The sequence below is a fragment of the Stenotrophomonas sp. X genome (assembly GCF_055721025.1).
On record NZ_CM146756.1, the window covers coordinates 4091833 to 4115432 of the forward strand.

21 protein-coding genes and 1 tRNA gene are annotated in these 23600 nt (G+C 67.8%); 13 read left to right on the plus strand and 9 right to left on the minus strand.

Annotation, left to right across the window (positions count from 1 at the left end; genetic code table 11):
* Positions 1-41: 41 nt before the first annotated feature.
* From ACZ75I_RS18790 to ACZ75I_RS18800, 3 genes are read right to left on the minus strand one after another with little or no spacing between them, the layout of a single operon-like run.
* Positions 42-1226 carry an ABC transporter permease gene (locus ACZ75I_RS18790; protein ID WP_053496786.1) on the minus strand — a complete coding sequence of 395 codons (1185 nt, stop codon included), beginning with the start codon at positions 1224-1226 and terminating at the stop codon, positions 42-44.
* Positions 1223-1969 (minus strand): ABC transporter ATP-binding protein, encoded by a 747-nt coding sequence (locus ACZ75I_RS18795; RefSeq protein ID WP_134968857.1) that lies wholly within the window; start codon positions 1967-1969, stop codon positions 1223-1225. The genes ACZ75I_RS18790 and ACZ75I_RS18795 overlap by 4 nt, the downstream gene beginning before the upstream one ends.
* On the minus strand, positions 1966-3492 hold the full coding sequence (locus ACZ75I_RS18800; RefSeq protein ID WP_472958510.1) for an alpha/beta hydrolase: 1527 nt from the start codon (positions 3490-3492) through the stop codon (positions 1966-1968). Before ACZ75I_RS18800 ends, ACZ75I_RS18795 begins: the two co-directional genes overlap by 4 nt.
* A gap of 285 nt (positions 3493-3777) precedes the next feature.
* On the opposite strand from ACZ75I_RS18800, the gene ACZ75I_RS18805 reads away from it, so the two are divergent.
* The 3 genes from ACZ75I_RS18805 to ACZ75I_RS18815 all read left to right on the plus strand — a co-directional run bounded on the left by ACZ75I_RS18805 (position 3778) and on the right by ACZ75I_RS18815 (position 7017).
* Entirely contained in the window at positions 3778-4263 is a 486-nt protein-coding gene (locus ACZ75I_RS18805) for a DUF1203 domain-containing protein (RefSeq protein WP_061478993.1), read from the plus strand.
* A gap of 233 nt (positions 4264-4496) precedes the next feature.
* The gene (locus ACZ75I_RS18810; protein WP_472958511.1) at positions 4497-5666 is read left to right on the plus strand and encodes a lytic polysaccharide monooxygenase; all 1170 of its coding nucleotides are present in this window, start codon (positions 4497-4499) and stop codon (positions 5664-5666) included.
* Between the two features lie 181 nt (positions 5667-5847).
* On the plus strand, positions 5848-7017 hold the full coding sequence (locus tag ACZ75I_RS18815) for a lytic polysaccharide monooxygenase (RefSeq protein WP_134968860.1): 1170 nt from the start codon (positions 5848-5850) through the stop codon (positions 7015-7017).
* Between the two features lie 75 nt (positions 7018-7092).
* Here ACZ75I_RS18815 and ACZ75I_RS18820 read toward each other — a convergent pair whose 3' ends face one another.
* Positions 7093-7842, minus strand: a complete 750-nt coding sequence (locus tag ACZ75I_RS18820) for a ferredoxin--NADP reductase (protein WP_072168039.1) — start codon at positions 7840-7842, stop codon at positions 7093-7095.
* Positions 7843-7926: 84 nt separating this feature from the next.
* Between ACZ75I_RS18820 and ACZ75I_RS18825 the strand changes: the two genes are divergently transcribed.
* The 4 genes from ACZ75I_RS18825 (at position 7927) to ACZ75I_RS18840 (ending at position 11704) form a co-directional block, all read left to right on the plus strand.
* Entirely contained in the window at positions 7927-8895 is a 969-nt protein-coding gene (locus ACZ75I_RS18825; protein WP_061478990.1) for an ABC transporter ATP-binding protein, read from the plus strand.
* Positions 8892-9683: an ABC transporter permease gene (locus ACZ75I_RS18830; RefSeq protein ID WP_061478989.1), complete on the plus strand. Its 792-nt coding sequence runs from the start codon at positions 8892-8894 to the stop codon at positions 9681-9683. Before ACZ75I_RS18825 ends, ACZ75I_RS18830 begins: the two co-directional genes overlap by 4 nt.
* Positions 9684-9842: 159 nt before the next feature.
* A complete protein-coding gene (gene panE, locus ACZ75I_RS18835; RefSeq protein ID WP_472958512.1) occupies positions 9843-10781 on the plus strand; it encodes a 2-dehydropantoate 2-reductase in 939 nt (312 codons plus the stop codon).
* Positions 10778-11704: an NAD-dependent epimerase/dehydratase family protein gene (locus tag ACZ75I_RS18840; protein WP_472958513.1), complete on the plus strand. Its 927-nt coding sequence runs from the start codon at positions 10778-10780 to the stop codon at positions 11702-11704. Before panE ends, ACZ75I_RS18840 begins: the two co-directional genes overlap by 4 nt.
* 78 nt (positions 11705-11782) lie before the next feature.
* On the opposite strand, the gene ACZ75I_RS18845 is transcribed toward ACZ75I_RS18840, so the two are convergent.
* Positions 11783-12580: a TatD family hydrolase gene (locus tag ACZ75I_RS18845; RefSeq protein ID WP_061479042.1), complete on the minus strand. Its 798-nt coding sequence runs from the start codon at positions 12578-12580 to the stop codon at positions 11783-11785.
* A gap of 67 nt (positions 12581-12647) precedes the next feature.
* Here ACZ75I_RS18845 and hrpB point away from each other — a divergent pair, with 67 nt between their 5' ends.
* A complete protein-coding gene (gene hrpB / locus ACZ75I_RS18850; RefSeq protein WP_472958514.1) occupies positions 12648-15152 on the plus strand; it encodes an ATP-dependent helicase HrpB in 2505 nt (834 codons plus the stop codon).
* A 197-nt stretch (positions 15153-15349) separates the two neighbouring features.
* Entirely contained in the window at positions 15350-15724 is a 375-nt protein-coding gene (locus ACZ75I_RS18855) for a hypothetical protein (RefSeq protein ID WP_061478985.1), read from the plus strand.
* Between the two features lie 94 nt (positions 15725-15818).
* Here ACZ75I_RS18855 and ACZ75I_RS18860 read toward each other — a convergent pair whose 3' ends face one another.
* Positions 15819-16358 carry a pseudouridine synthase gene (locus tag ACZ75I_RS18860; protein WP_346477238.1) on the minus strand — a complete coding sequence of 180 codons (540 nt, stop codon included), beginning with the start codon at positions 16356-16358 and terminating at the stop codon, positions 15819-15821.
* Positions 16359-16600: 242 nt separating this feature from the next.
* The gene (locus ACZ75I_RS18865) at positions 16601-17458 is read right to left on the minus strand and encodes a class I SAM-dependent methyltransferase (protein ID WP_061478983.1); all 858 of its coding nucleotides are present in this window, start codon (positions 17456-17458) and stop codon (positions 16601-16603) included.
* A gap of 169 nt (positions 17459-17627) precedes the next feature.
* Here ACZ75I_RS18865 and ACZ75I_RS18870 point away from each other — a divergent pair, with 169 nt between their 5' ends.
* The 4 genes from ACZ75I_RS18870 to ACZ75I_RS18885 all read left to right on the plus strand — a co-directional run bounded on the left by ACZ75I_RS18870 (position 17628) and on the right by ACZ75I_RS18885 (position 22062).
* Entirely contained in the window at positions 17628-18584 is a 957-nt protein-coding gene (locus ACZ75I_RS18870; RefSeq protein ID WP_061478982.1) for an aldo/keto reductase, read from the plus strand.
* A 649-nt stretch (positions 18585-19233) separates the two neighbouring features.
* Positions 19234-19304, plus strand: a tRNA-Gln gene (locus tag ACZ75I_RS18875).
* Between the two features lie 356 nt (positions 19305-19660).
* A complete protein-coding gene (locus ACZ75I_RS18880) occupies positions 19661-20785 on the plus strand; it encodes a slipin family protein (protein WP_061478981.1) in 1125 nt (374 codons plus the stop codon).
* A 56-nt stretch (positions 20786-20841) separates the two neighbouring features.
* Positions 20842-22062 (plus strand): RtcB family protein, encoded by a 1221-nt coding sequence (locus ACZ75I_RS18885; RefSeq protein ID WP_134969095.1) that lies wholly within the window; start codon positions 20842-20844, stop codon positions 22060-22062.
* Positions 22063-22171: 109 nt separating this feature from the next.
* On the opposite strand, the gene ACZ75I_RS18890 is transcribed toward ACZ75I_RS18885, so the two are convergent.
* Both ACZ75I_RS18890 and ACZ75I_RS18895 read right to left on the minus strand, forming a co-directional pair.
* On the minus strand, positions 22172-23077 hold the full coding sequence (locus tag ACZ75I_RS18890) for an NAD(P)/FAD-dependent oxidoreductase (RefSeq protein ID WP_346477233.1): 906 nt from the start codon (positions 23075-23077) through the stop codon (positions 22172-22174).
* Positions 23067-23522: an Rrf2 family transcriptional regulator gene (locus ACZ75I_RS18895; RefSeq protein WP_346477232.1), complete on the minus strand. Its 456-nt coding sequence runs from the start codon at positions 23520-23522 to the stop codon at positions 23067-23069. Before ACZ75I_RS18895 ends, ACZ75I_RS18890 begins: the two co-directional genes overlap by 11 nt.
* Between the last annotated feature and the right edge of the window lie 78 nt (positions 23523-23600).

Sequence of the window (23600 nt, forward strand, 5' to 3'; positions counted from 1 at the left end):
TTCCCCATCCGCCAGGCATGGCCTGGCGCTACCAGTTGCAGTCAGCCAGAGATGGCCAGGCGTTCGTTGTGATAGCGGCGCACGGCCGCGAACCACAGCACGGCGGCCAGGCCGAGGCTGGCGCCGAGGTAGATCGCCCAGACCGCCGGGGTGATGATCTCGTGGCGGATCACTTTCAGCAGCATCTGGTTCTGCGACAGGAACGGCACGGCGTACTGCCACAGCTCGCTCTTCAGCGGATAGGCCACCAGTGCGTAGCCGGGCAGCATCGGCAGCAGCATCAGCCAGGTCATGTGGCTCTGCGCTTCCTTCATGCTCTTGGCCGCGGCCGACAGGAAGGTCAGCAGCGAGGTGCCGATCAGCAGCATCGGCAACATCACCAGCAGCATCTGCAGCATCGAGCCGACGTTCATGTTGAACTGGCGGCCGATGTTGCCGGGCGCGATCTGCGCGCTCACCTTGAACGCGACCAGGGTCAGCAGCAGCGACACGAAACCGACCACGCAGGCGGCGGCGATCTTGCCGCTGACGATCGCGCTGCGCGAACCCGGCGTGGCCAGCAGTGGCTCCAGCGACTGCCGCTCGCGCTCGCCGGCGGTGGCGTCCATCACCAGGTAGGCGCCACCGATGAACGAGGTCAGCGTCAGCAATACCGGCAGCAGCATCGACAGGATCATGCCGCGCTTGGCCTCGGCACTGGCCAGGTCCTGGCGCGCCACGTCCAGCGGGCGTGCCACCTGTGCGTCGATGCCGCGTGCCATCAGGCGCAGTGCACCGACCTGGCCGTTGTAGGTGGCCAGCGCCGCCTCCAGGCGTGCACTGGGTACTTCGGCCGCGCGACGCGTGCTGTCCTTGATCACCTCCACCAGCGCCGGCTTGCCCTCGGCCCAGTCCTTGCCGAAGTCATCGCTGATGCGCAGCGCCACATCGATGTCCTGGGTGCGGATGGCCTCGGCCAGGTCCTTCGGTGCCGGTGCGGCATTGAGGCCCTGTGCGGCGAGGAAGCGCACCAGGTTCGGCGCGTTCTCGGCGCCGATGGTCGGGATCTGCAACGGCTCTTCGATCTGGGTGCGCACCCGGCTCTCGGCCAGCTTGCCCATGCCCAGCAGCAGCACCGGGTACAACAGCGGCCCGAACAGCAGGGTCAGCAGCAGCGTGCGGCGGTCACGCGACAGGTCGCGCAGTTCCTTGCGCATCACCGTCATCAGGGTCGACATCATGCTCATGCGTGCAGGCCCTCTTCGCTGCCGATCAGTTTCACGAACGCATCTTCCAGGTTGGCTTCGCCGGCCTGCGCACGCAGCTCGTCGGCGCTGCCGGCAGCCATCACCGTGCCCTTGGCGATGATCACGATGTGGTCACACAACGCCCCCACCTCCTGCATGATGTGGCTGGACAGGATCACGCAGCGCCCCTCATCGCGCAGGCCCAGCAGGAAGCGGCGCAGCGCGCGCGTGGTCATCACGTCCAGGCCATTGGTCGGTTCATCGAGGATGACGTTGCGGGGGTCGTGCACCAGCGCGCGGGCAATCGCGGTCTTGGTGCGCTGGCCCTGCGAGAAGCCATCGGTCTGCCGGTCGAGGATGTCACCCATGTCCAGCGCGTGCGACAGCACCTCGATGCGTTCGCGGATGCGCTCGGCAGACAAGCCATGCAGTTCGCCGAAGTAGGCGATGTTCTCGCGCGCGGTCAGGCGCTTGTAGACGCCACGCGCATCGGGCAGCACGCCGAGGTGGCGGCGCACCTCCACCGGATTGAGGGCGGCATCGATGCCATCGACAGTGATGCTGCCCTGGTCGGGCGTCATCAGTGTGTACAGCATGCGCATGGTGGTGGTCTTGCCGGCACCATTGGGGCCGAGCAGGCCGGTGATCTGCCCATCCCCGGCGCGGAAGCCGACGTTGGCGACCGCCTGGATGCGGCCCGTGCGGGTATCGAAGGCCTTGTGCAGGTTGTCGGCGACGATCATGGTTCCCATCCGTTGAACGAGGTGAACGCCGGCACGTAGCTCAGCGTGTCCAGGCAGCCGGCATCCAGCGCCTTGGCATCGGTCTTGTCGATGAACTGTCCGAGCAGCCGCGGCATGCAGCCGGCGGTCAACGTGCCATGGCCCTGGCCACGGGCGACCAGCGCACGGCCGTTGGGCAGGCCCTTGAGCACCTGTGCGGCGTAGCGCGGCGGCGTCACCGGGTCCAGCTCACCGGACAGCAGCAGTGCCGGCACGTCGCTGCGCAGCGGCACGGCATCGGTTGCCGGCGCCGGACGGTGCGGCCACACCGGGCAGGCCGCGAAGAACGCACTGGCCACTTCGTTGCCGAACAGGCGTTCGGGATCCTCGGCCGGCGCGTGGTAGCGCGGCGCATCCTCGCTGCAGATCACCGACCATTGCATGCCGCGGTTGATCTGGAAATCCATGCTGCGGTTCGCGCCGCGCGCCAGCGATGCCAACGGGGAATAGCGCCCCTGTGCGGCTTCATCCAGCACCAGTGGCAGCAGCGAGGAATATTGCGGCACGTAGGAGAAGGCGAAGGCAAGGCCGACCACGCTGTCCGGCGTCAGGACATCCTGCCGGGGTGCATTGGTACCCGGGTCGCGATACTCGACCGAGACCGGTGCACGGCGCAGGGTGTCGACCACGCTGCGCAGCTGCGCGCGGGTATCGGTCGGGAAACGCTTGCTGCACGCGGCATCCTTGCGGCACTGCGCCGACTGCAGGGCGATCGCATCCTCGAAGGTGGTTGCGAAGTCGCCACCGACCACCAGCTCGTTCGGTACCACGCCATCGATGACGATGCTGCGGGTGTGCTGCGGGTAGGCCCCGGCATAGCGCTGGGCCACGCGGGTACCGTAGGAGCCGCCAACCAGGTTGAGCTGGTCCACACCGAGCGCCGCACGCACCGCATCCAGATCGGCGATCGCCTCGGTGGTGGTGTAGAAGCGCGCATCGGCACGCCCCTGCAGCGATGCGGCACAGCGCTGGGCGTAGTCGCGCAACGCTGCCTCGGAAGGCGCGGCATCCTCGTCCACCTGCAGCGGCTTGCCGTCCGCGCCCAGGCAGCTGAGCGGGTTGGAGCCGCCGGTGCCGCGCTGGTCGATCAGGAACACGTCGCGCTGTTTGCGCACCTGGCGCAGTGCAGTGTCGACGACGACCGCCACCTCGCTGGCCGCCTGGCCGGGGCCGCCGGCCAGGAAGAACACCGGGTCCGGCTGGCTGGCGCCGCTGCTGCCCGATTCCAGCCAGGCGATACGCAGGCCGATCCGGCGACCGCCGGGCTGGGCCCGGTCCTCCGGCACCTGCAGGGTGGCGCACTGCGCCTCCACGTTGGCGCTGGCGCCTTCGGTAGACAGCGTGCAGGGCTGGAAGTCGATCGTGCCGAAGCGGCGGCTGGGTGCATCGCTGGCACTTCCGGCGTCGGCCGGCGGCGGCTGGCTGCACCCGGCAAGCATCAGGCTGGCCAGCATCCCGGCCAGCGCGAGGTGGTGTCTTTGCATCGTGCTCGTTTCCCCTGGAGGACGTTCCTGTCGACCACGACGGGCTGCCGCGGAAGATGTGACCCAACTTACACGGGCAGCGCGCCGACGGCGATGGGCAAATGACGAATCCGCCCAGACCAGGCAGTCCCGCCCCTCGGCCTCGGCCGGCACAGGGCGGCATCGGCGGCGGTCCGCAGCGCCCCATGGGCCAGTGCCCCGGCCCGACGGCGATGCGGGGTCTGAAAACGGCGAGCACGGCCGCCGGCGCACGCGCAGAATCCGCCGCAGACCCAGGAGACGCCCATGCACACGTGGTACCTCGGTGGCATCGACCATCGCCCCTTCCTGCACCTGTTCGAGATGAGCGACAGCGCGCTCGCCGCGCTCGGCATCCAGCGTCGCTGGGCCGGCGCCAACGGCGGACATCCCTGCCGGATCAGCCTGAGCGATCCCGCGCCTGGCAGCGAGCTGCTCCTGCTGTCCCACGTCCACCTGCCGCTGCATTCGCCGTACCGCGCCGCCGGCCCGATCTTCGTGCAGCGCGGCGTGACCCGTTGCGTCCTGACGCCGGGCGAGGTGCCCCCGTATGTGCAGCGCCGGATGATTTCGATGCGTGCCTATGACCACGCCGCGCTGATGTGCGGTGCCCAGGTCTGTGCGGGCACCGAGGTGGCCGACCATCTGGATGCACTGTTTGCCGACCCGTCGGTGGCGTTCGTCCAGCTGCACAACGCGGCGCATGGCTGTTTCTCGTGCCAGGCAGATCGGGTGGGTACCGGGACCGCGTAGCGCGATCTCCATGACGTGATCGATGCCACGCCGATCACGTGACATACAGCGCATCTGTTCAGTCCTGCGTGAAGCCTGCGGGAAGGGCTTCACATGCGCAGTCACGGATCGGCACTTCGATGGTTCCGTCGCCTGCATCGCGACTCGATACTCGCCGTGGTGCCGCCGGAAGTCCGCCGCGCAGCGCAGCGCCTGCGGTCACCGTTCCCTTTCGACGACCACAAGGATGCGCCATGTCATTCCGATCCACACCGCTGTTGCTGGCCACCTCGTTCGTGGCTGCGGGCCTGTGCCTGGCCGGCAACGCGTTCGCCCACGGCACCATGACCACGCCTGTCAGCCGCGTCTACGCCTGTTTCCAGGGCAACCCCGAGAACCCGACCAACCCGGCCTGTGCCGCCGCCAAGGCCATCGGCGGTTCGCAGGCGTTCTACGACTGGAACGGCATCAACCAGGCCAATGCCAATGGCAACCACCAGGCCGTGGTACCCGACGGCAAGCTGTGCAGCGGCAACAACCCGACCTTCCGCGGCCTCGACGTGAACCGCAGTGACTGGCAGACCACGCCGATCCAGCCCGATGCCAATGGCAGGTTCACCTTCGTGTTCAAGGCGACCGCACCGCACGCCACCCGTGACTGGCGCTTCTTCGTCACCCGCGAAGGCTGGCAGCCGGGCAGCCCGCTGCGCTGGGCCGACCTGCAGGAGTTCTGCACGCTGGGCAATACACCGCTGTCGGCCGATGGCACCTACAAGCTGCAATGCACGTTGCCGCAGCGCAGCGGCCAGCATGTGATCTACAACACCTGGCAGCGCTCGGATTCGACCGAGGCGTTCTATACCTGCATGGATGTGCGCTTCCAGGGCGGCGGCGGAACGGCACCGGCAACGCAGTGGCAGGATGCCGGCCCGGTCACCGCGCGCGGCGAGCTGCCGGTCGGCACCACGTTGGCGCTGCGCGTGTTCAATGCCAACGGCAATGATGTCGAACGCGTGGAAGCCACGCTGACCAGCGGCCAGACTGCCGCCGCACAGTGGCCGCTGGTACTGGCACGCAAGGTCAACGCCAGTGCGCAGCACGCACGCGTGGGCGTGCTCAGCAACGGCGTGATCACGCCGGCCGCCTCGGCCACCGACAACCGGGTGTACCTGAAGGACGGCAACCGCTTCCAGCTCGACACCCAGGTACCGGACGCGGGCACGCCGTCACCGGGCGGTGATTTCGACCACGTGTACCCTGCGGGCATCGGCAGCTACATCCCCGGCCAGACCGTGGTGAAGGGTGCCGACGGCAAGCTGTACGCCTGCCGCCCGTTCCCGGAAGGTGCGTGGTGCAACGTCAATGCCGAGGCATATCGCCCCGGTGTGGGCAGTGCATGGCGCGATGCTTGGATTGCATACTGAGACCGGGTACAGGGAACGGTGGCAGAGCGCCGTTCCCTGCATAGCGTGAGACGCGACAGCGCGTGAGTGTGAAGCCGTTCCCATATGCAACCACGCGATGCTTTTTTCAACGTAATCCGATGGATGCGGGCGGGCGGGATGCCGAGACTTCGCGGGGTTTCACCACCCACAGGAGATCTCCATGCATCTGTCACACCGGACTGTCTTCGCGCTGTCTGTGATCGCAGGCATTGCCACCTCTGGCAGCGCGTTCGCCCACGGCACCCTGTCCAAACCCGCCAGCCGTGTCTATGCCTGTTACCAGGGCAATCCCGAAAATCCGACCAACCCGGCCTGCGCCGCCGCCAAGGCCATCGGCGGCGCCCAGCCGTTCTACGACTGGGCCGGTGTCAACCAGGCCAACGCCAACGGCAACCATCAAGCGGTGGTTCCAGATGGAGAGTTGTGCAGCGGCGGCAACAGCAAGTACCGCGGCCTCGATCTGAACCGCAGTGACTGGCCGACCTCGCCGATCCGCGCCGATTCGCGCGGGCGCTACACCTTCGAGTTCAAGGCACCGGCCCCGCATGCTACCCGCGAGTGGAAGTTCTACGTCACCCGCGACGGCTGGCAGCCGGGCAGCCCGCTGCGCTGGGCCGACCTGCAGGAATTCTGCACGCTGGGCAACGTGCCGGTCTCCGGCGACGTCTACAAGCTGGATTGCCCGCTGCCCAAGCGCAGCGGCCAGCACATCATCTACAACACCTGGCAGCGCTCGGATTCCGGTGAAGCGTTCTATACCTGCGCGGATGTGCGCTTCGAAGGCGGTGGTGGCGTTGAACCGCCGCCGCAGTGGCAGGACGCCGGCCCGGTCACCGCCCGCGGTGCATTGGAAGAAGGCACCACCCTGACGCTGCGCGTGTTCAACGCCCAGGGCAATGATCTGGAGCGTCCGGAGATCACCTTGGCCGCAGGCCAGACCGCTGCGAACCAGTGGCCGCTGGCGCTGGCCCGCAAGGTCAACGCCAGTGCACAGCAGGCGCGTGTGGGCGTAATGAGGAACGGCGTGATCACGCCGGTCGCCTCGGCCACCGAGAACCGCGTCTACCTGAAGCCGGGCAACCTGTTCCAGATCGATACCCGCCTGCCGGGCCCGGTCGATCCGGTCGATCCGCCGCCGGGTGACGACTACGACTTCGTGTATCCGGCCGGTATCGGCAGCTACACGCCGGGCGAAACCGTGGTCAAGGGCACCGACGGCAAGCTTTATGCCTGCCGCCCGTTCCCGGAAGGCGCGTGGTGCAACATCAACGCCGATGCCTATCGCCCGGGCACCGGTTTCGCCTGGCGCGATGCCTGGGTCGCGTACTGAGGCAGGCGACCGGGGGCGGCGTGGCACCGCCTCCGGTTCTTGGAGTTGCCGGCCAGCGGCCGGCACTACCCTGACTTACTTGCTGCTGACGTACTTCTCGCGGCGGATCTGCGGGTTGCCCAGGCCGGCGGCCTTCAGCAGCTCGGCGCAGGCATCGACCATGTCCGGGTTGCCACACAGGTAGGCGATGTCGGTGGCCGGGTCCGGCGTGAAGCCGGCCAGCGCCTGCTGCACGTAGCCGTGCTGTACGTCCGGGTGCGGATCAGCCGGGAGTTCACGCGACAGGCACGGAACATAGCGGAAGTTCGCGTGTTTTTCGGCGAAGCTGTAGAAATCTTCGCTGTACAGCAGCTCGCCCGGGCTGCGCGCGCCCTGCAGCAGCACGATCTGCACGCCGCGTTCGGCCATGGCCTTCTCCAGCAGCGGCAGCATCGAGCGGTACGGGGTAACGCCGGTACCGGTGGCGATCAGCAGGTAACGGGCGTTGTGGTCACCGGGATTCAGGCAGAACCGGCCATAGGGGCCGGACGCACTGATCTGGCTGCCCTGCTCCAGTGCCTCGAACAGGGCCGTGGCGGCGCCACCGGGCACGAAACTGACCGCGATGTCCACCGCCTCGCCCGGGCCCAGCGCATGGTCGTGGATGGTCGCCAGCGAGTAGCTGCGCTTGGTTTCGGTGCCGTCGGCGTAGCTGAAATGGACCTGGATGAACTGGCCGGGCTGGAAATCCAGCGGCTGCCCATCGTCACGCACGAACTGGTAATGGCCGACGGTCGGGGCCAGCATGCGGCAGCCGACCAGCTTGAGGGGGAATTGAACAGGCACGACTTTTCGGGACAGTGTGTAGCCGGGGCAAGCCCTCGGGGTCTTCTATAATAGCCCCTCCCCGCCCCTCTCCAGCGCCAGCCCATGGGCGCGAAGGCTTCGAGCTTGGCATCCCAGAACGATACGGCGCCCGCCCTGCGCGTGCGCGACCTGCGCAAGACCTATGACAACGGCACCCAGGCCCTGAAGGGCGTTTCCCTGGAAGTGGCCCCGGGCGACTTCTTCGCCCTGCTCGGCCCCAACGGGGCCGGCAAGTCGACCCTGATCGGCATCATCAGCTCCCTGGTCAACCTCAGCGAGGGCCAGGTGGAAGTGTTCGGCAGCGACCTGGTGCGCAACCGCAGCGCCACCATGCGCCTGATCGGCCTGGTGCCGCAGGAAATCAACTTCAACCTGTTCGAGAAGCCCTTCGACATCCTGGTGAACTACGCCGGTTTCTACGGCGTGCCGCGCGAGGAAGCCGAAAAGCGCGCCGAGGAAGAGCTGAAGCGCGCACACCTGTGGGAAAAGGCGCAGGTGATGAGCCGCACGCTGTCCGGCGGCATGAAGCGCCGGCTGATGATCGCCCGCGCGATGATGACCCGCCCGCGGCTGCTGATCCTGGACGAACCCACCGCCGGCGTGGACATCGAGATCCGCCGCGACATGTGGCGCGTGCTGAAGGAGATCAACGGTGCCGGCACCACGATCATCCTCACCACCCACTACCTGGAAGAGGCCGAGTACCTGTGCCGCCACCTGGCGATCATCAACCATGGCCAGATCGTCGAGCAGGGGCCGATGCGCACCCTGCTGGCCAAGCTGGACGTGGAAGGCTTCCTGCTGGACATCGACGGTGACCTGCCGGCACAGCTGCCGGTGATCGAGGGCGCGACGCTGACCGCGCCGGATCCGCACACGCTGGACATCGACATGCCACGCGCGATGGACCTCAACCGCGTGTTCGCCACGCTGAACGAGGCGGGTATCCGCGTGCGTTCGATGCGTACCAAGAGCAACCGCCTGGAGGAGCTGTTCGTGCGCCTCACCGGCAACATGGAGAAGCCTGCATGAGCACCACCGAGCTGACCGACGGCCAGCGCAACCGCATCGCGCTGATGACCATCGTGCGCCGCGAAGTCGCCCGCATCATGCGCATCTGGGGCCAGACCCTGGTGCCGCCGGCGATCACCATGACCCTGTACTTCCTGATCTTCGGCAACCTCATCGGGTCGCGCGTGGGTGACATGGGTGGCTACACCTACATGCAGTTCATCGTACCGGGCCTGGTGATGATGAGCGTGATCCAGAACAGCTACGGCAACATCAGTTCCTCGTTCTTCGGCGCCAAGTTCGGCCGCCACGTCGAAGAGCTGCTGGTCAGCCCGATGCCGAACTGGGTGATCCTGTGGGGCTACGTGGCCGGCGCCGTGCTGCGCGGCCTGATGGTGGGCGTGATCGTGCTGATCATCGCCATGTTCTTCACCCCGGTGCGCATCCCGCACCCGCTGGTGACGCTGACCACGGTGCTGCTGGGCGCGACGATCTTCTCGCTGGCCGGCTTCATCAATGCGGTGTACGCGAAGAAATTCGACGACGTGGCGATCGTGCCGACCTTCATCCTGACCCCGCTGACCTACCTGGGTGGCGTGTTCTATTCGGTGAAGCTGCTGCCAGGCTGGGCCGAAGCGGCCACGCACGCGAACCCGATCTTCTACATGGTCAATGCGTTCCGCTATGGCCTGCTGGGCAGCAGCGATGTGCCGCTGCCGGTGGCCTACGGCCTGATGATCGGTTTCGTGGTGGTGCTGACGGCGCTGGCCCTGTGGCTGCTGCGCCGTGGCGTGGGCATGCGCAGCTGAGACCTGCGTGGTAGTGCCGGCCGCTGGCCGGCAACACCAGTTCCACGCCATGCGTGGATGCAGCAGCCTGTAGAGCCGAGCCTACGCTCGGCTCTTTTTCGCCAGCAATCTCCGGCACAATCGCAGTTCTGATTCCCCCCAGAAAACGGTGAACGTGCAATGCGCATCCTGATCCTCGGCGCCGGCGGCACCGGCGGTTACTTCGGTGGCCGCCTGGCCCAGGCCGGCGTGGACGTGACCTTCCTCGTGCGCCCCGCGCGCGCCGCGCAGCTGGACCATGATGGCCTGGTCATCCGCAGCCCACTGGGTGATGCGCGTTTCCCGGTTCAGCACGTCACGGCTGATGCACTGCCCGCACTGGCCGCGCAGAAGCCCTTCGATCTGGTCATCCTCAGCTGCAAGGCCTACGACCTGGACAGTTCGATCGATGCCATCGCCCCGGCAGTCGGAGCGAACACCACCGTGCTGCCGATCCTCAACGGCCTGCACCACTACAACGCACTGGATACGCGCTTTGGCCGCGACGCGGTGCTCGGCGGCCTGTGCTTCATCAGCGCCACCAAGGCGCCCGATGGCGCGGTGCTGCATCTGGGCAAGCCGGCCAAGCTCACCTTCGGCGAGCGCGACGGCGGCGCGATCTCCGCGCGCGTGCGCGCCTTGGCTGCGGTCTGCGCGAAGGCCAACCTTGATCACCTTGCCAGCGAACGTATCGGCCAGGAACAGTGGATCAAGTACGCCTTCCTGACCGCGCTGGCCGCGGCCACCTGCCTGCTGCGCGCGGATATCGGCACCATCGTCGCCACCGATGATGGCGAAGCGATCGTACGTGGCCTTTACGACGAGTGCCTGGCCGTCGCCGAAGCCGCCGGTGAACCGGTTCCGGAGGCAGCGCAGGACACTGCGCGCGGCACGCTGACCCAGGCCGGCTCGGCGTTGAAGGCCTCGATGCTGCGCGATCTGGAGGCCGGCCAGCAGGTGGAGGCCGAACAGATTGTTGGCGACATGCTGGTGCGTGCGCGCAGGGCTGATCAGGAAGCCCTGCTGCTGCAGGTTGCCTACAGCAGCCTGCAGGCCTACCAGGCACTGCGGGTCGCGTGAGTACCGCCTTGCAGGCCAGCCCGTTGCCCGCGCGGGTACTGATTCTCGGGCTGGGCTGGAGCGGACGCGTGCTGGCCGCGCAGCTGCAGGCGCACGGCGTAGGCGTGGCCGGCACGGTGCGCGATCCCTCGTTCGCGCCAGACGATGGCCTGCCGCGGCATCAGCTGCACGCCGACACGCCACCGTCGCCTGCCCTGCTCGATGAGATCGCACAGGCCGATGCCGTGCTGTGCAGCGTGCCACCGGATGCTGAAGGGGACCCGGCACTGCGCCTGCTGCTGCCCGCGCTGCAGGCCAGCCCGGCATTGCGCTGGGTCGGCTATCTGTCGTCGACCTCGGTGTATGCCGACCGCGCCGGCGGTTGGATCGACGAGCGCAGCGCGGCCGACGCCGCTGAAGCGGCTGGCGTGCAGCGCCTGCTCGCGGAAGCCCAGTGGCGTGCACTGGCCGGACAACGCGGCATCGCCTCGGCGGTGTTCCGCCTGCCCGGCCTGTACGGGCCGGGTCGCAATGCGCTGGTGCAGTTGGCGCAGGGCCGTGCACGCCACGTGGTTCGCCCGGACCAGGTGTTCAACCGACTGCACGTGGATGACCTGGCAACCGTCATCATCGCCGCAATGCAGCGACCGACGCACAAGGGCCTGTACCTGCCCAGCGACGACGAACCGGCACCGCCACAGGATGTGCTGGCCTTCGCTGCGCAGCTGGGTGGGTTTGCGCTGCCGCCCGCCGTGGCCTGGGATGACCCGGCACTGAGCCCGACGCTGCGGCGCTTCTACGAGAGCAACAAGCGCATCGACAGCCGTGGCACGCGTGAAGCGCTGGGGTGGCAGCCGCGCTTCCCGAGTTACCGTGAAGGCCTGACGGACCTTGCCGCTTCGCTCGCCGGGCATGGCCCGGCGCTACCGGACAGCGCTTTGTAGAGCCGAGCCCATGCTCGGCTGCTCTTTGCCTCTTTCGCGCTGCGCGCGATAAGCCGAGCATGGGCTCGGCTCCACGGATCAACCCGCGTCGGGCAGGCGGAAGAACGCGCGGGCGGCCGCCGTGGCATTGGCCGCGGTCACCGCAACGTCCTCGCCACGGTCACGTGCCAGCTCTTCCACGATGTGCGACAGGAACATCGGCTCGTTGCGCCGGTCCTTCGGCATCGGCTTCAGCGTGCGCGGCAGCAGGTACGGCGCGTCGGTCTCGATCATCAGGCGGTTGGCCGGGATGTTCTTCACCAGTTCGCGCAGGTGCGCGCCACGGCGCTCGTCGCACAGCCAGCCGGTGATGCCGATGTACCAATCCTGGTCCAGATAATCGAACAGCTCATCGCGTTCGCCGGTGAAGCAATGCACCACCGCCGGGCCGATGCGACCTTCGAAATTCTTCATCTGCGCCATGAAATCGGCGTGCGCGTCGCGCTGGTGCAGGAACAGTGGCTTGCCGTTGTCTGCCGCCAGCTGCAGCTGGCGCTCGAACGTTCGGTGCTGGGCCGGGCGCGGCGAGAAATCACGGAAGTAGTCCAACCCGCACTCACCCACCGCCACCACTTCCGGGTGGGCGTGCAGCGCGCGCATCTCGGCATCGCATTCCTCGGTGTACTCCACCGCGTGATGCGGGTGCACGCCGGCGGTGGCGTACAGGAAGCCCGGATGCTGCTGGGCCAGCTGCACCGCCAACGGCGAGTGCTCGCGGCTGGCGCCGGTGATGACCATCTGCACCACGCCGGCCTGGCGCGCGCGGTCCAGCACGGCATCGCGGTCGCGGTCGAAGGAGTCGTGGGTCAGGTTGGCGCCGATATCGATCAGGTGCATGGTCATCGTGGGGGAAAAGTGCCCGCGCATTGTACCTGCGCCCGCCGTGGCCCCTTATCCTTTGCACATGACCGCCCCGCTCTTCCCGATTTCCCCGCTGCTGCCGCAGATCCAGCAGCACCTGGCCGCACAGTCGCGACTGGTGCTGGAGGCCCCGCCCGGTGCCGGCAAGACCACCCAGGTACCACTGGCCCTGCTCGACGCACCGTGGCTGCAGGGCCGCAAGATCATCCTGCTGGAACCGCGCCGGGTGGCCGCACGCAGCGCGGCGCTGTTCATGGCGCGACAACTCGGCGAGGACGTCGGCGGCACGGTCGGCTACCGCATCCGCTTCGAGAACAGGATCTCGTCACGCACGCGCATCGAAGTCGTCACCGAAGGCATCCTGACCCGCATGCTGCAGGACGACCCGATGCTGGAAGAGGTCGGTGCGATCCTGTTCGACGAATTCCACGAGCGCCACCTCAGTGGCGACCTCGGGCTGGCGCTGGCGCTGGACGTGCAGGCGCAGCTGCGTGACGACCTGCGCCTGGTGGTGATGTCGGCCACGTTGGACGGGGAGCGGCTGGCGCGCTTCCTCGATGCACCGCGGCTGAGCAGCGAGGGCCGCAGTTACCCGGTGGCGATCAGCCACTTCCCGGCGCGCCGCGATGAAGCACTCGAGCTGCAGGTGCGGCGCGCTGTGCAGCAGGCCCTGGCCGAGCACCCCGGTGACCTGCTGGTGTTCCTGCCCGGCCAGCGCGAGATCGCGCGGGTGCAGGCGGGCCTGCAGGAATCACTGGATGCCGGCGTCGAAGTGCTGGCGCTGCACGGTGAACTGCCGGTGGAACAACAGGCGCGCGTACTTCAGGTGGCCAGCGATGGCCGCCGTCGCGTGGTGCTGGCGACCAACGTCGCCGAGTCGTCGGTGACGTTGCCCGGCGTGCGCGTGGTGATCGACAGCGGCCAGGCACGCGAACCGCGCTACGACCCCAACAGTGGTTTCACCCGGCTGGACGTGGTGGCCATCGCGCAGGCATCGGCCGACCAGCGCGCGGGCCGCGCCGGCCGCGTCGCCGAGGGCGTGGCCTGGCGGCTGTGGCCCCAGTCGCAGCGGCTGGAACCGCAGCGCCGCGCCGAGATCGACCAGGTGGAACTGGCCGGACTGGCACTGGAGCTGGCGGCCTGGGGCAGCAGCGATCTGCGCTTCCTCGATCCGCCCCCGGCGGGTCCGATGGGCGCGGCGCGCGAACTGCTGCAACGGCTCGGCGCCTTGTCCAGCAGTGGCGCGATCACCGAACTGGGCCGACGTGTGCTGGCGCTGGGCACGCATCCACGGATGGCGGCGATGCTGCTGGCAGCGCCCGATGCCCGCGCCCAGGCGCTGGCCGCCGATCTGGCCGCGCTGCTGGAGGCGCGCGACCCGTTGCGCCAGGGCGGCGACGCGCTGGCGGCCCGCTGGCGCGCACTGGCCGCGTTCCGCAATGGCCGCACACCGGGCGATGCCAACCGCAGCGGGCTGGCCGCGATCGATGCCGCCGCCAAGCAGTGGCGTCGCCGCCTGCGCTGCGAAGCCACGCCGCCGGCCAGCATCGAGGCCCATGAGCTGGGCGACCTGCTCGCTCATGCCTTCCCTGACCGGATTGGCTTCCAGCATCCCAGCGATCCTCTGCGCTACCTGCTGGCCAATGGCCGCAGCGCGCGCCTGCACGAGCTGAGCGACCTGCGCGGTGAGCCGTGGCTGGTGGCCAGCGAACTGCGCTTCGAGGCGCGCGATGCACTGCTGCTGCGCGCCGTACCGGTGGACGAGGATCGGCTGCGCAAGGCGTGGCCGGAGCGCTTCGTCACTGAAGACGTGGTGCGCTGGGACAGCGAACGACGCGCCCTGGTGGCGCTGCGCGAGACCCGTTTCGACCGCATCGTACTGGACAGCCGCTCGGCCGGCCGGGTCGATCCGCAGCACGCCGCGCAGGCACTGACCGACGCGGTGGCTGAACTCGGTCTGCAGGCGCTGCCGTGGACCGAGGGCCTGCGCCAGTGGCAGGCGCGCGTCGAGTCACTACGGCGCTGGATGCCGGAGCTGGACCTGCCCGACTGCAGCGACGCGGCGCTGCTGGCCAACCGTGCGCAGTGGCTGCAACCCGCGTTTGCCGGCAAGAGCCGTCTGGATGCGCTGGACGAATCCAGCTTCGGTGAGGCACTGAAGTCGCCGCTGGAGTGGTCGCAGCGGCAGCTGGTCGAGCGTCATGCGCCGACCCGCATCACGGTGCCGTCCGGACTGGAGCGGCCGATCACCTATGCGCTGGACAGCGAGAGTGGTGACCCGCTGCCGCCAGTACTGGCGGTGAAGCTGCAGGAACTGTTCGGCCTGGCCGACACGCCGCGCATCGCCGATGGCCGCGTGCCGCTGACCCTGCACCTGCTCTCCCCCGGCGGCCGCCCGCTGCAGGTCACCCAGGACCTGCGCAACTTCTGGGAAAGCACCTACGCCGAAGTGAAAAAGGAAATGAAGGGGCGCTACCCGCGCCATCCGTGGCCGGACGATCCGTGGACCGCGACAGCCACGCACCGCGCCAAGCCGCGTGGAACCTGACGGGTAGTGCCGGTCGCTGGCCGGCAATGCATTCCACAGGGTGCCCGGGACTGCCGGCCAGCGGCCGGCTACCGGTTTGGGACCCTGCCTGATCCTGAATGGCTGCGGTAGAGTCACACCACGTGCGTCCCCGACTGACATACCGTTTACGGGCAACGCGCGACACTGGACTTCGACCCGAGGCAAAGGACCCCCGCATGAGCAAGCTGACCGTAATCACCGACCGCGCTCTGGAGCGCGCCCTGGAGCTGGCCCACACCGCCGGCGATGGCCTGAAGAGCGCCGGTGGCAGCCTGCGCAACGCGGATTGGATCAAGACCGGCGCCGCCCTCGGCGCAGTGAAGACCGGCGGCAAGGTCGCCACCAAGTTCGTGCGCCGCAATCCCGCAGTGGCCGTGGCCGCCGCTGCCGTGGGTGTCGGCCTGCTCGGCTATGCGCTGTACCGCAAGCAGCAGAAGAAGAAGGCTGCCAATGGCCACGTGGTGAATGGGCAGGCGCAGCGCATCAGCGCGCGTGACCGCCGCAACGACACCGTCGTGGACGAGCACAGCGATATCGGCAGCGACGCCTGAGCCTGCCGGGGTCGGATCCCTTCCACAGGAAGGGCTCTGACCCCAAGGCACTCCATGAGGGCCGGATGCCGCGAGGCCTCCGGCCCTTTCTGTTTCAACCGATCTGCCGCCACTGTCCGGGCTGCAGGTCCTCCAGCCGGTACGGTCCCATCGACACCCGCACCAGGCGCAACGTCGGCAGGTTCACTGCCGCTGTCATCCGCCGCACCTGGCGGTTGCGGCCTTCGCGGATCGTGATCGCCAACCAGCTGTCCGGCACGGTCTTGCGGAAGCGTACCGGCGGATCGCGCGTCCACAGCAACGGTGCTGGATCGAGGCGCTCGATCTTCGCCGGCAGGGTCGGCCCATCGTTGAGCACAACGCCATCGCGCAGCTGTTGCAGCTGCTCGTCACCGGGCGTGCCTTCCACCTGCACCCAGTAGGTCTTGTCGGCCTTGTGCCTGGGGTCGGTGAGCTTGTGCGCCAGCGTGCCGTTGTCGGTCAGCAGCAGCAGGCCCTCGCTGTCATGGTCCAGGCGGCCGGCGGCATACACGCGCGGCGGCAGGCCGAATCCGGCCAGGGTCGGCCGCGGCGGCACGCTGCGGTCGGTGAACTGGCAGAGCACGTTGAAGGGCTTGTTGAAGGCGATCAGCATTGCAGGCACGGCGGGCGGCGGGTGGGGCATTGTCCCACGCCTCGCGCCCAGGCAACGGTAGAACCGGAGGCAGCGGCAGGAGCCGCTGCCAACGTCGCGTGCGACGGTCCGAAGGGTGCCGGTCAGGACGGCCGGCATTGCCCACGCTCGGCTGCTGTTGTGCTCCGTCGCGCTGCGCGCAATGAGCCGAGCATCGGCTCGGCTCTACGGGGCACTCCGCGCTGGCGCTACGGCGTGCCGGCTTACGGCTTGATGAAACGCAGGGTCATGCGGTCGCTTTCGCCGATCGCCTGGTACTTCGCATCATCGGCCTTGTCGTGCTGGTTGGTCGGGGGCAGCGTCCACACGCCATTGGGGTGGTCCTTGGTGTCGCGCGGGTTGGCGTTGACCTCGCTGCGCGCGTCCAGCTTGAAACCGGCGGCCTCGGCCATCGCGATCACCTGCTGCTGGCCGACATAACCGGTGTCATCGTCGTCGGCCACGTCGGTCTTGGCGCGATGCTCGACCACGCCCAGCACGCCACCCGGCTTGAGCACGTTGAAGAAGCCCTGGAACATGCCCTGCGCCTGGCCGGCCTTGCGCCAGTTGTGCACGTTGCGGAAGGTCAGCACCACGTCGGCTGAATTGGCCGGGCCGAACACCGGCTTGGCCGGATCGTAGGCCACCACGGCGGTCTTGCCGAACTGTGCCGGCGCGCCGGCGTACTTCTTTTCCAGGCTGTCGCGGCTGCGCTGCTGGTAGTCACGGCCACGGCCTTCGGGCACCGCCATCGGATCGACCACCGCAGCGACGTAATGGCCCTTGTCATGCAGCAGCGGCGCCAGGATTTCCGAATACCAGCCGTTGCCGGGGGTGATCTCGATGACGGTCTTTTCCGGTGCCACCTTGAAGAACGACAGCGTCTGCGCCGGATGGCGGAAGCCATCGCGCTTGACGTTGTTGGCATCGCGGGTGGGCGCCTTTACCGCCGCGTCGATGGCCGGCAAGACCTCGATCTTCGCCGGTGCCACCGTGGCCGGTGCGGCGAACGCGGGAACAGCAGCAAGCAGGGCCGAAGCAAGCAGCAGTCGGCAACCACGCAGGGACGAAGCAGGCATCATCGGGACGACTCCAGCGGAAGATGCGGCGAGACTAGCAGTCGCAGCGTCCCAGGTGTTCACAAAACGTTAGCGGCGTGCGCGTCGCGGAACACTGTTTTGTGGTCGTCGCCGCAGCACGGTCACACATCGCGTTCTATTCTGGAACACTTCCCCCAAGGAGTCCGTGCCCATGACGGCAACCCGCGAACTGGGCCGTTCCGGCCTGCATGTACGTCCGCTCGCCTTCGGTGGCAACGTGTTCGGCTGGAGCGCCGATGAGAAGGCCAGCTTCGCCCTGCTCGATGCCTTCGTCGATGCCGGCTTCAACCTGGTCGACACCGCCGACGTGTACTCGGCCTGGGTGCCGGGCAATGTCGGCGGCGAATCGGAGACGCTGATCGGCAAGTGGCTTGCCCGCAGCGGCAAGCGCGACAAGGTGGTGCTGGCGACCAAGGTGGCCAAGTGGGCCGAACGCCCCGGCCTGACCCCGGACAACATCAATGCGGCGGTCGAGGATTCGCTGCGCCGCCTGCAGACCGACGTGATCGATCTGTACCAGGCCCACGAGGATGACGAGTCGACGCCGCTGGAAGCCACGCTGGCTGCGTTCGGCCGCCTGATCGAGGCCGGCAAGGTGCGTGCGATCGGTGCTTCCAACTACAGCGCCACGCGCCTGGCCGATGCGCTGAAGGTGTCCACCGACTACAAGTTGCCGCGTTACGAAACCCTGCAGCCGGAGTACAACCTGTACGACCGCGCCGGCTACGAAAGGGAACTGGAACCCCTGGTGCAGCGCGAGCAGATCGGCGTGATCGGCTACTACGCGCTGGCCAGTGGCTTCCTCAGCGGCAAGTACCGCACGCCGGCCGATGCAGCCAAGAGCCCGGCGCGTGGCGAGACGGTGGTGAAGCGCTATCTGAACCCGCGCGGCCTGCGCATCCTGCAGGCGCTGGATGACGTAGCCAGCAAGCACAGCGCCAGCGCTGCGCAGATCGCACTGGCCTGGCAGATCGCGCGGCCGTCGATCACCGCGCCGATCGTCAGCGCCACCAGCGTCGAACAGCTGCACGACCTGCTGGCCGCAGCCAACGTATCGCTGAGCGTGCAGGATGTCGCGCAGCTGGATGCCGCCAGCGCCGAATCATGAGACCCGGTAGTGCCGGCCGCTGGCCGGCATGACACGTACATCGAAGAAAATAATTCAACAAAATGGTTGCGCGCGACTAAATCGTGGTTTATCGTGCGCACCTCGTTTCAACACCCACTGGAAACTTCCCTTGAACGCGCATTCCTTCGCCATCGCCAAACTGCTGCCATGCCTGCGCATGGACCGGCCGGCGCGCGCGTTCGGCAAGGAAGACCAGCTGACAACGGCCTGATACCCGCCCTGCGGAGATCGGCCACCCCGATCTCCGAGGCCTGACGACGCCCTCGGAACGCAAGTCCCGGGGGCGTTTTCGTTTGCGTCGGCACAAGGACCCGCGATGCCAGAACTGCACCCCGCGCGGCGACCCGCCGCTCACTGATCCAGGTTTTTCTGCCGCGCCGGAGGATTTTCTCCGCGTGCATGGCAACGCCTGGACATTATCTGCATCGCACCCAAACATTATCGTTCGCCGATAATGTCGGTGGCCTGCACCCTCGATTCTCCAACGGTCCCGTTTCCACCACGGGCTGGTGCGCGCGGCGTTGCCGTGGCGTATGCCGGCGGTCGCGGACAAGCCATCGCCTGGATCGCCTGCTGGAGGCAGGCGCCGGTTCGCCGGTACGCGGTTCGATTCCGCGCGGTTCACCACTGGATAGCTCAGTCGGGTAGAGCAACGGATCCTGATTCCGTCTGTCGTGGGTTCGATTCCCACTCCAACCACATGACCTGTCACGTCATGACTTGAAGCAACACCCGGGGCGCAAGCCCCAGCGGCCATCGTCGCCGTCCACGGTCACTGCCCTCGGGCGGGGCCTGGAAGGCAACGGACCGCACGCCGGGCCTCGGCCCGCCGTCACTGCCAGCCACGTTCCGCCCCGGTGCTGCCTGCCGGGAACGACGATGGCAGCACTGCCGGTGCACCGAAGGCTCCGCGCGCGGACCGTCCGCCGATGGCCGCCCTCTTCCGCTGCCTGCACGTGGTGTGCAGGCGGCCTCGCCACGACCTGATCGACCCGGGTCTTGGCGATTCATCCGCAACGGGTCGAACCACCAGAGCCATACAAGGAGAGACTCCCATGTTCTGGACCATCAAGGTCGTGATCGGCGACGGCGAGCGCGGCCTGGTGTATCGCAACCGTCGTTTCCAGCAGATCCTGCTGCCGGGCGTGCACCGCCTGTCGCCGTTCGGCGGCCGTCCGCACGTGGACATCCACACCGCATCGAAGGGCGCGGCCTACACCGGCAGCGACCAGGACAGCCTGATCGAAGCGCTGGGCGCACAGCTGGACACGCACTTCGTGCTGGCCAACGTCGGCGCCGGCGAGGTCGGCCTGTTGCTGCGCAACGGCCGCATCGACGAGGTGCTGCCGCCGGGCAGCCGCCGTCTGTACTGGCGCGGTTCGGTCGACACCCAGGTACGCGTGATGGCGCTGGGTGACGAGCCGCGCATCCCGCTGGACGTGCAGCAGCGCCTGGGCCAGCTGGGCGTGCTGCCGCGTGTCGCGGTGATCAGCACCGTGCCGAGCGAGTCGGTCGGCCTGCTGTTCATCGATGGCACGCTGCGGCAGACGCTGGACGCCGGCCTGCATGCGTTCTGGAACTTCAACGGCAACGTGTCGGTGGAGCGCGTGGAGCTGCGTGCGCGTTCGCTGGACGTATCCGGCCAGGAGCTGCTCAGCCGCGACAAGGTGACCCTGCGGGTGAACCTGGCCGCGACCGTGCAGGTGGTCGACCCGGTGCGTGCACACCGCACGCTCAGCAATGCCGATGAATTCATCTATCGGCAGCTGCAGTTCGGCCTGCGCCAGGCGATTGCCGCGCGCAGCCTGGACGAGCTGCTGGGCGACAAGGCAGCACTGGACGGTGAGATCGCCGCCCATGTGCAGGCGGCGATCGAGGGCCACGGTGTACGTCTGCTTGGCGTGGGCATCAAGGACGTGATCCTGCCGGGCGAGATGAAGGAGATCCTCAACGGCGTTGTGCTGGCCGAGAAGCAGGCCCAGGCCAGCGTGATCCGTCGCCGCGAGGAGGCCAACGCCACGCGTTCGCAGCTCAACACCGCAAAGCTGATCGAGGACAACCCGGTGCTGATGCGCCTGAAGGAGCTGGAGGCGCTGGAGAAGGTCACCGAGAAGATCGACACGCTCACCGTGTTCGGCGGCCTGGACGGCGTGCTGAAGCAGCTGGTGACGATCAGGTAGGGGGTCGCGGTGGCGCAGGGACGCGCCGCCGGCCCATCAAGGACATACACGAAGACATGGACACTCAACACAATTATCAATGGCTGCATGCCGAGGGCAGCACGCCGATCAAGGGCTGGGTCAACGGCGTGCCACTGGAAGCGCAGGCGCATGAGCAGCTGCGCAACATCGCCGCGATCCCGTTCGTCGGGCCGTGGGTGGCGGTGATGCCGGACGTGCACCTGGGCAAGGGCGCGACAGTCGGCTCGGTGATCCCGACCCGCGGTGCGATCATCCCGGCCGCAGTCGGCGTCGACATCGGCTGCGGCATGGCGGCCGTGCGCACCACGCTGCGCGCCAACGACCTGCCCGATGACCTGCGGCAGCTGCGCAACAGCATCGAGCGCAGCATCCCGGTCGGCAACGGGCGCGGCGGCGAGCATCAGCGCATGCCCGACAGCATCCATACCCGCCTGGTGCAGTCCGGACTGGCCGCCGGCCTGGAGAAGATCAAGGACAGGCACCGCAGGATCCGCACCGACAAGCTCGACCGCCAGCTCGGGACACTGGGTGGTGGCAACCACTTCATCGAACTGTGCCTGGACGAGACCGACACGGTGTGGGTGATGCTGCACAGCGGGTCGCGCGGTACCGGCAACCTGATCGGTACCTACTTCATCGAGAAGGCGCGCGAGGAACTGGCCCGGCGCGTGCTCGGCTTCCACCTGCCGGACAAGGACCTGGCCTTCTTCATGGAAGGCGAGCCGCTGTTCGATGACTACGTCGAAGCCGTGTCGTGGGCACAGGACTACGCCCGGCAGAACCGCGAGGCGATGATGTCGCGCGTGCTGGCCGAGATGCGCCACCGGCTGCCGAAGTTCCAGCTGGCGGCGATGGCGGTGAACTGCCACCACAACTACGTGCAGAAGGAAACGCACCACGGGCAGGAGCTGCTGGTGACCCGGAAGGGGGCCGTCAGTGCCCGCGAGGGTGAGCTGGGCATCATTCCCGGCAGCATGGGCACGCGCAGCTACATCGTGCGTGGCAAGGGCAACGCGGACAGCTTCCACAGCTGCAGCCACGGTGCCGGCCGGGTGATGAGCCGTGGCGCCGCGCGCCAGCAGATCACGCTGGCCCAGCACCGCGAGGCCACCGCGCACGTGGAATGCCGCAAGGACAGCGGCGTACTGGACGAGTCACCGGCCGCGTACAAGTCGATCGACGATGTGATGGCCGCGCAGCTGGACCTGGTCGACGTGGTGCACACCCTGCACCAGGTGTTGTGCGTGAAGGGGTAATGGAGCGGTGCCGGCCAAGGCCGGCACCCACCGCACCCAATGGCAGTAGATCCACGCCATGCGTGGAGGGAACGGCGCCGACCAGGGTCGGCCTCTACCTGTGCAACGTTCAGCGCGCGCTGCTGTCTTCAGCCACCAGCGCGTGGTGCACGCCGATGCCCGCGCGCACGCCTTCGGCCATGGCCAGGGTGATGTTGCCGACCGTGGTCGCATCGCCTGCGGCATACACGTTCGGCACCGAGGTCTGCTTCATCATGTCGACCTCGATCAACTCGCCCAGCGGGCTCTCGGCCAATGTGCAACCCAGCTGCTGCACCAGCGGCGTGGCCATCACCTGGGTGGCCGGCACGAACAGCGCACGCTGGGCGATGCGGCGGCCATCGGCCAGCTCCACTTCCAGCCAGGTCGGCTGGTCGCCCTGCACGCCCAGCACCGGCGACGTCTCGATCCGCACGCCACGCTGCTGCATGGCAGCCCGTTCCTCATCGGTGATCGGCAGGCCCTGGCTGAAGAAGGTGACATTGCCCCAGTCGGCAAACAGCGGCGCCTTGCTGGCGGACATCGGATGCCCGCCAAGCAGCCCGATGGCGCCACCGCCCACTTCGTAACCGTGGCAATAGGGGCAGTGCAGCACGGTGCTGCCCCAGCGCTCGGCCAGTCCGGGCAGCTCCGGCAGCTGGTCGGCGATACCGCTGGCCAGCAGCAGCTTGCGCGCGGCCAGCACCTGGCCATCGGCCGTGCGCACTTCCACACCCACTGCGCCGGCGGTGGCCTGCACGGCCTCGGCATGCACCCAGCGCACGCTGGGGTAATCCAGCAGCTGCTGGCGCGCGGTCTTCAGCAGCTCGGCGCCGCTGATGCCATCCAGCCCCAGCACCCCGTGCGAATGGCTGGCGAAGCGGTTGCGTGGTGAACCGGCGTCGATGACGGTGACCGGGCGGCGGGCACGGGCCAGGATCAGGCCGGCGGCAATGCCGGCATAGCTGCCGCCGACGATGAGCACATCAGGATTCATGGTGACCTTCCAGGGAACGGTGATGGGCGAGATGGCGGGCGAAGTCGGCGCCGAGCTTGTCCAGCGTGGTCGCCCGCAGGCGCTGTTCGAGCAGGCGCTGTGCTTCGCGTGCACCCTCCAGCAAAGCGCTGTTGACCAGCTGCTGGATCGGGCAGCCACCGCCGGAATCACGGGTACCGACCTGTACCAGCGACGGTGCGCCCACCGCCAGGTAGACGTCATGCAGGGTGATGGCTGCGGCATCGCGCGCCAACTGGCTGCCACCGCCATGACCACGGGCGCTGTGAACCAGGCCCGCCCTGTGCAGCTGCGCCAACAGGCGGCGGATCACCACCGGATGGGTCGGCAGGCAGGACGCCAGCTGCTCGGAGGTGCGCGGGCCGTCCTGGCCGACCAGGTGCGCCATCACGTGCAGGGCATCAGAGAGCAGGCTCGCGGATTTCATGTAACTACATTAGTTACATTTATATCCCCTGTCCAGGGTCCGTATTCGTTCCATATGGACACATTTGTCCTATGAAGC

Excerpts from the sequence above, each read along its gene's own strand:
- ACZ75I_RS18790 (WP_053496786.1), bottom strand. The coding sequence starts at position 1,226 with ATGAGCATGATGTCGACCCTGATGACGGTGATGCGCAAGGAACTGCGC.
- ACZ75I_RS18795 (WP_134968857.1), bottom strand. The coding sequence starts at position 1,969 with ATGATCGTCGCCGACAACCTGCACAAGGCCTTCGATACCCGCACGGGC.
- ACZ75I_RS18800 (WP_472958510.1), bottom strand. The coding sequence starts at position 3,492 with ATGCAAAGACACCACCTCGCGCTGGCCGGGATGCTGGCCAGCCTGATG.
- ACZ75I_RS18805 (WP_061478993.1), top strand. The coding sequence starts at position 3,778 with ATGCACACGTGGTACCTCGGTGGCATCGACCATCGCCCCTTCCTGCAC.
- ACZ75I_RS18810 (WP_472958511.1), top strand. The coding sequence starts at position 4,497 with ATGTCATTCCGATCCACACCGCTGTTGCTGGCCACCTCGTTCGTGGCT.
- ACZ75I_RS18815 (WP_134968860.1), top strand. The coding sequence starts at position 5,848 with ATGCATCTGTCACACCGGACTGTCTTCGCGCTGTCTGTGATCGCAGGC.
- ACZ75I_RS18825 (WP_061478990.1), top strand. The coding sequence starts at position 7,927 with ATGGGCGCGAAGGCTTCGAGCTTGGCATCCCAGAACGATACGGCGCCC.
- ACZ75I_RS18830 (WP_061478989.1), top strand. The coding sequence starts at position 8,892 with ATGAGCACCACCGAGCTGACCGACGGCCAGCGCAACCGCATCGCGCTG.
- panE (WP_472958512.1), top strand. The coding sequence starts at position 9,843 with ATGCGCATCCTGATCCTCGGCGCCGGCGGCACCGGCGGTTACTTCGGT.
- ACZ75I_RS18845 (WP_061479042.1), bottom strand. The coding sequence starts at position 12,580 with ATGCACCTGATCGATATCGGCGCCAACCTGACCCACGACTCCTTCGAC.
- hrpB (WP_472958514.1), top strand. The coding sequence starts at position 12,648 with ATGACCGCCCCGCTCTTCCCGATTTCCCCGCTGCTGCCGCAGATCCAG.
- ACZ75I_RS18855 (WP_061478985.1), top strand. The coding sequence starts at position 15,350 with ATGAGCAAGCTGACCGTAATCACCGACCGCGCTCTGGAGCGCGCCCTG.
- ACZ75I_RS18860 (WP_346477238.1), bottom strand. The coding sequence starts at position 16,358 with ATGCTGATCGCCTTCAACAAGCCCTTCAACGTGCTCTGCCAGTTCACC.
- ACZ75I_RS18865 (WP_061478983.1), bottom strand. The coding sequence starts at position 17,458 with ATGATGCCTGCTTCGTCCCTGCGTGGTTGCCGACTGCTGCTTGCTTCG.
- ACZ75I_RS18870 (WP_061478982.1), top strand. The coding sequence starts at position 17,628 with ATGACGGCAACCCGCGAACTGGGCCGTTCCGGCCTGCATGTACGTCCG.
- ACZ75I_RS18880 (WP_061478981.1), top strand. The coding sequence starts at position 19,661 with ATGTTCTGGACCATCAAGGTCGTGATCGGCGACGGCGAGCGCGGCCTG.
- ACZ75I_RS18885 (WP_134969095.1), top strand. The coding sequence starts at position 20,842 with ATGGACACTCAACACAATTATCAATGGCTGCATGCCGAGGGCAGCACG.
- ACZ75I_RS18890 (WP_346477233.1), bottom strand. The coding sequence starts at position 23,077 with ATGAATCCTGATGTGCTCATCGTCGGCGGCAGCTATGCCGGCATTGCC.
- ACZ75I_RS18895 (WP_346477232.1), bottom strand. The coding sequence starts at position 23,522 with ATGAAATCCGCGAGCCTGCTCTCTGATGCCCTGCACGTGATGGCGCAC.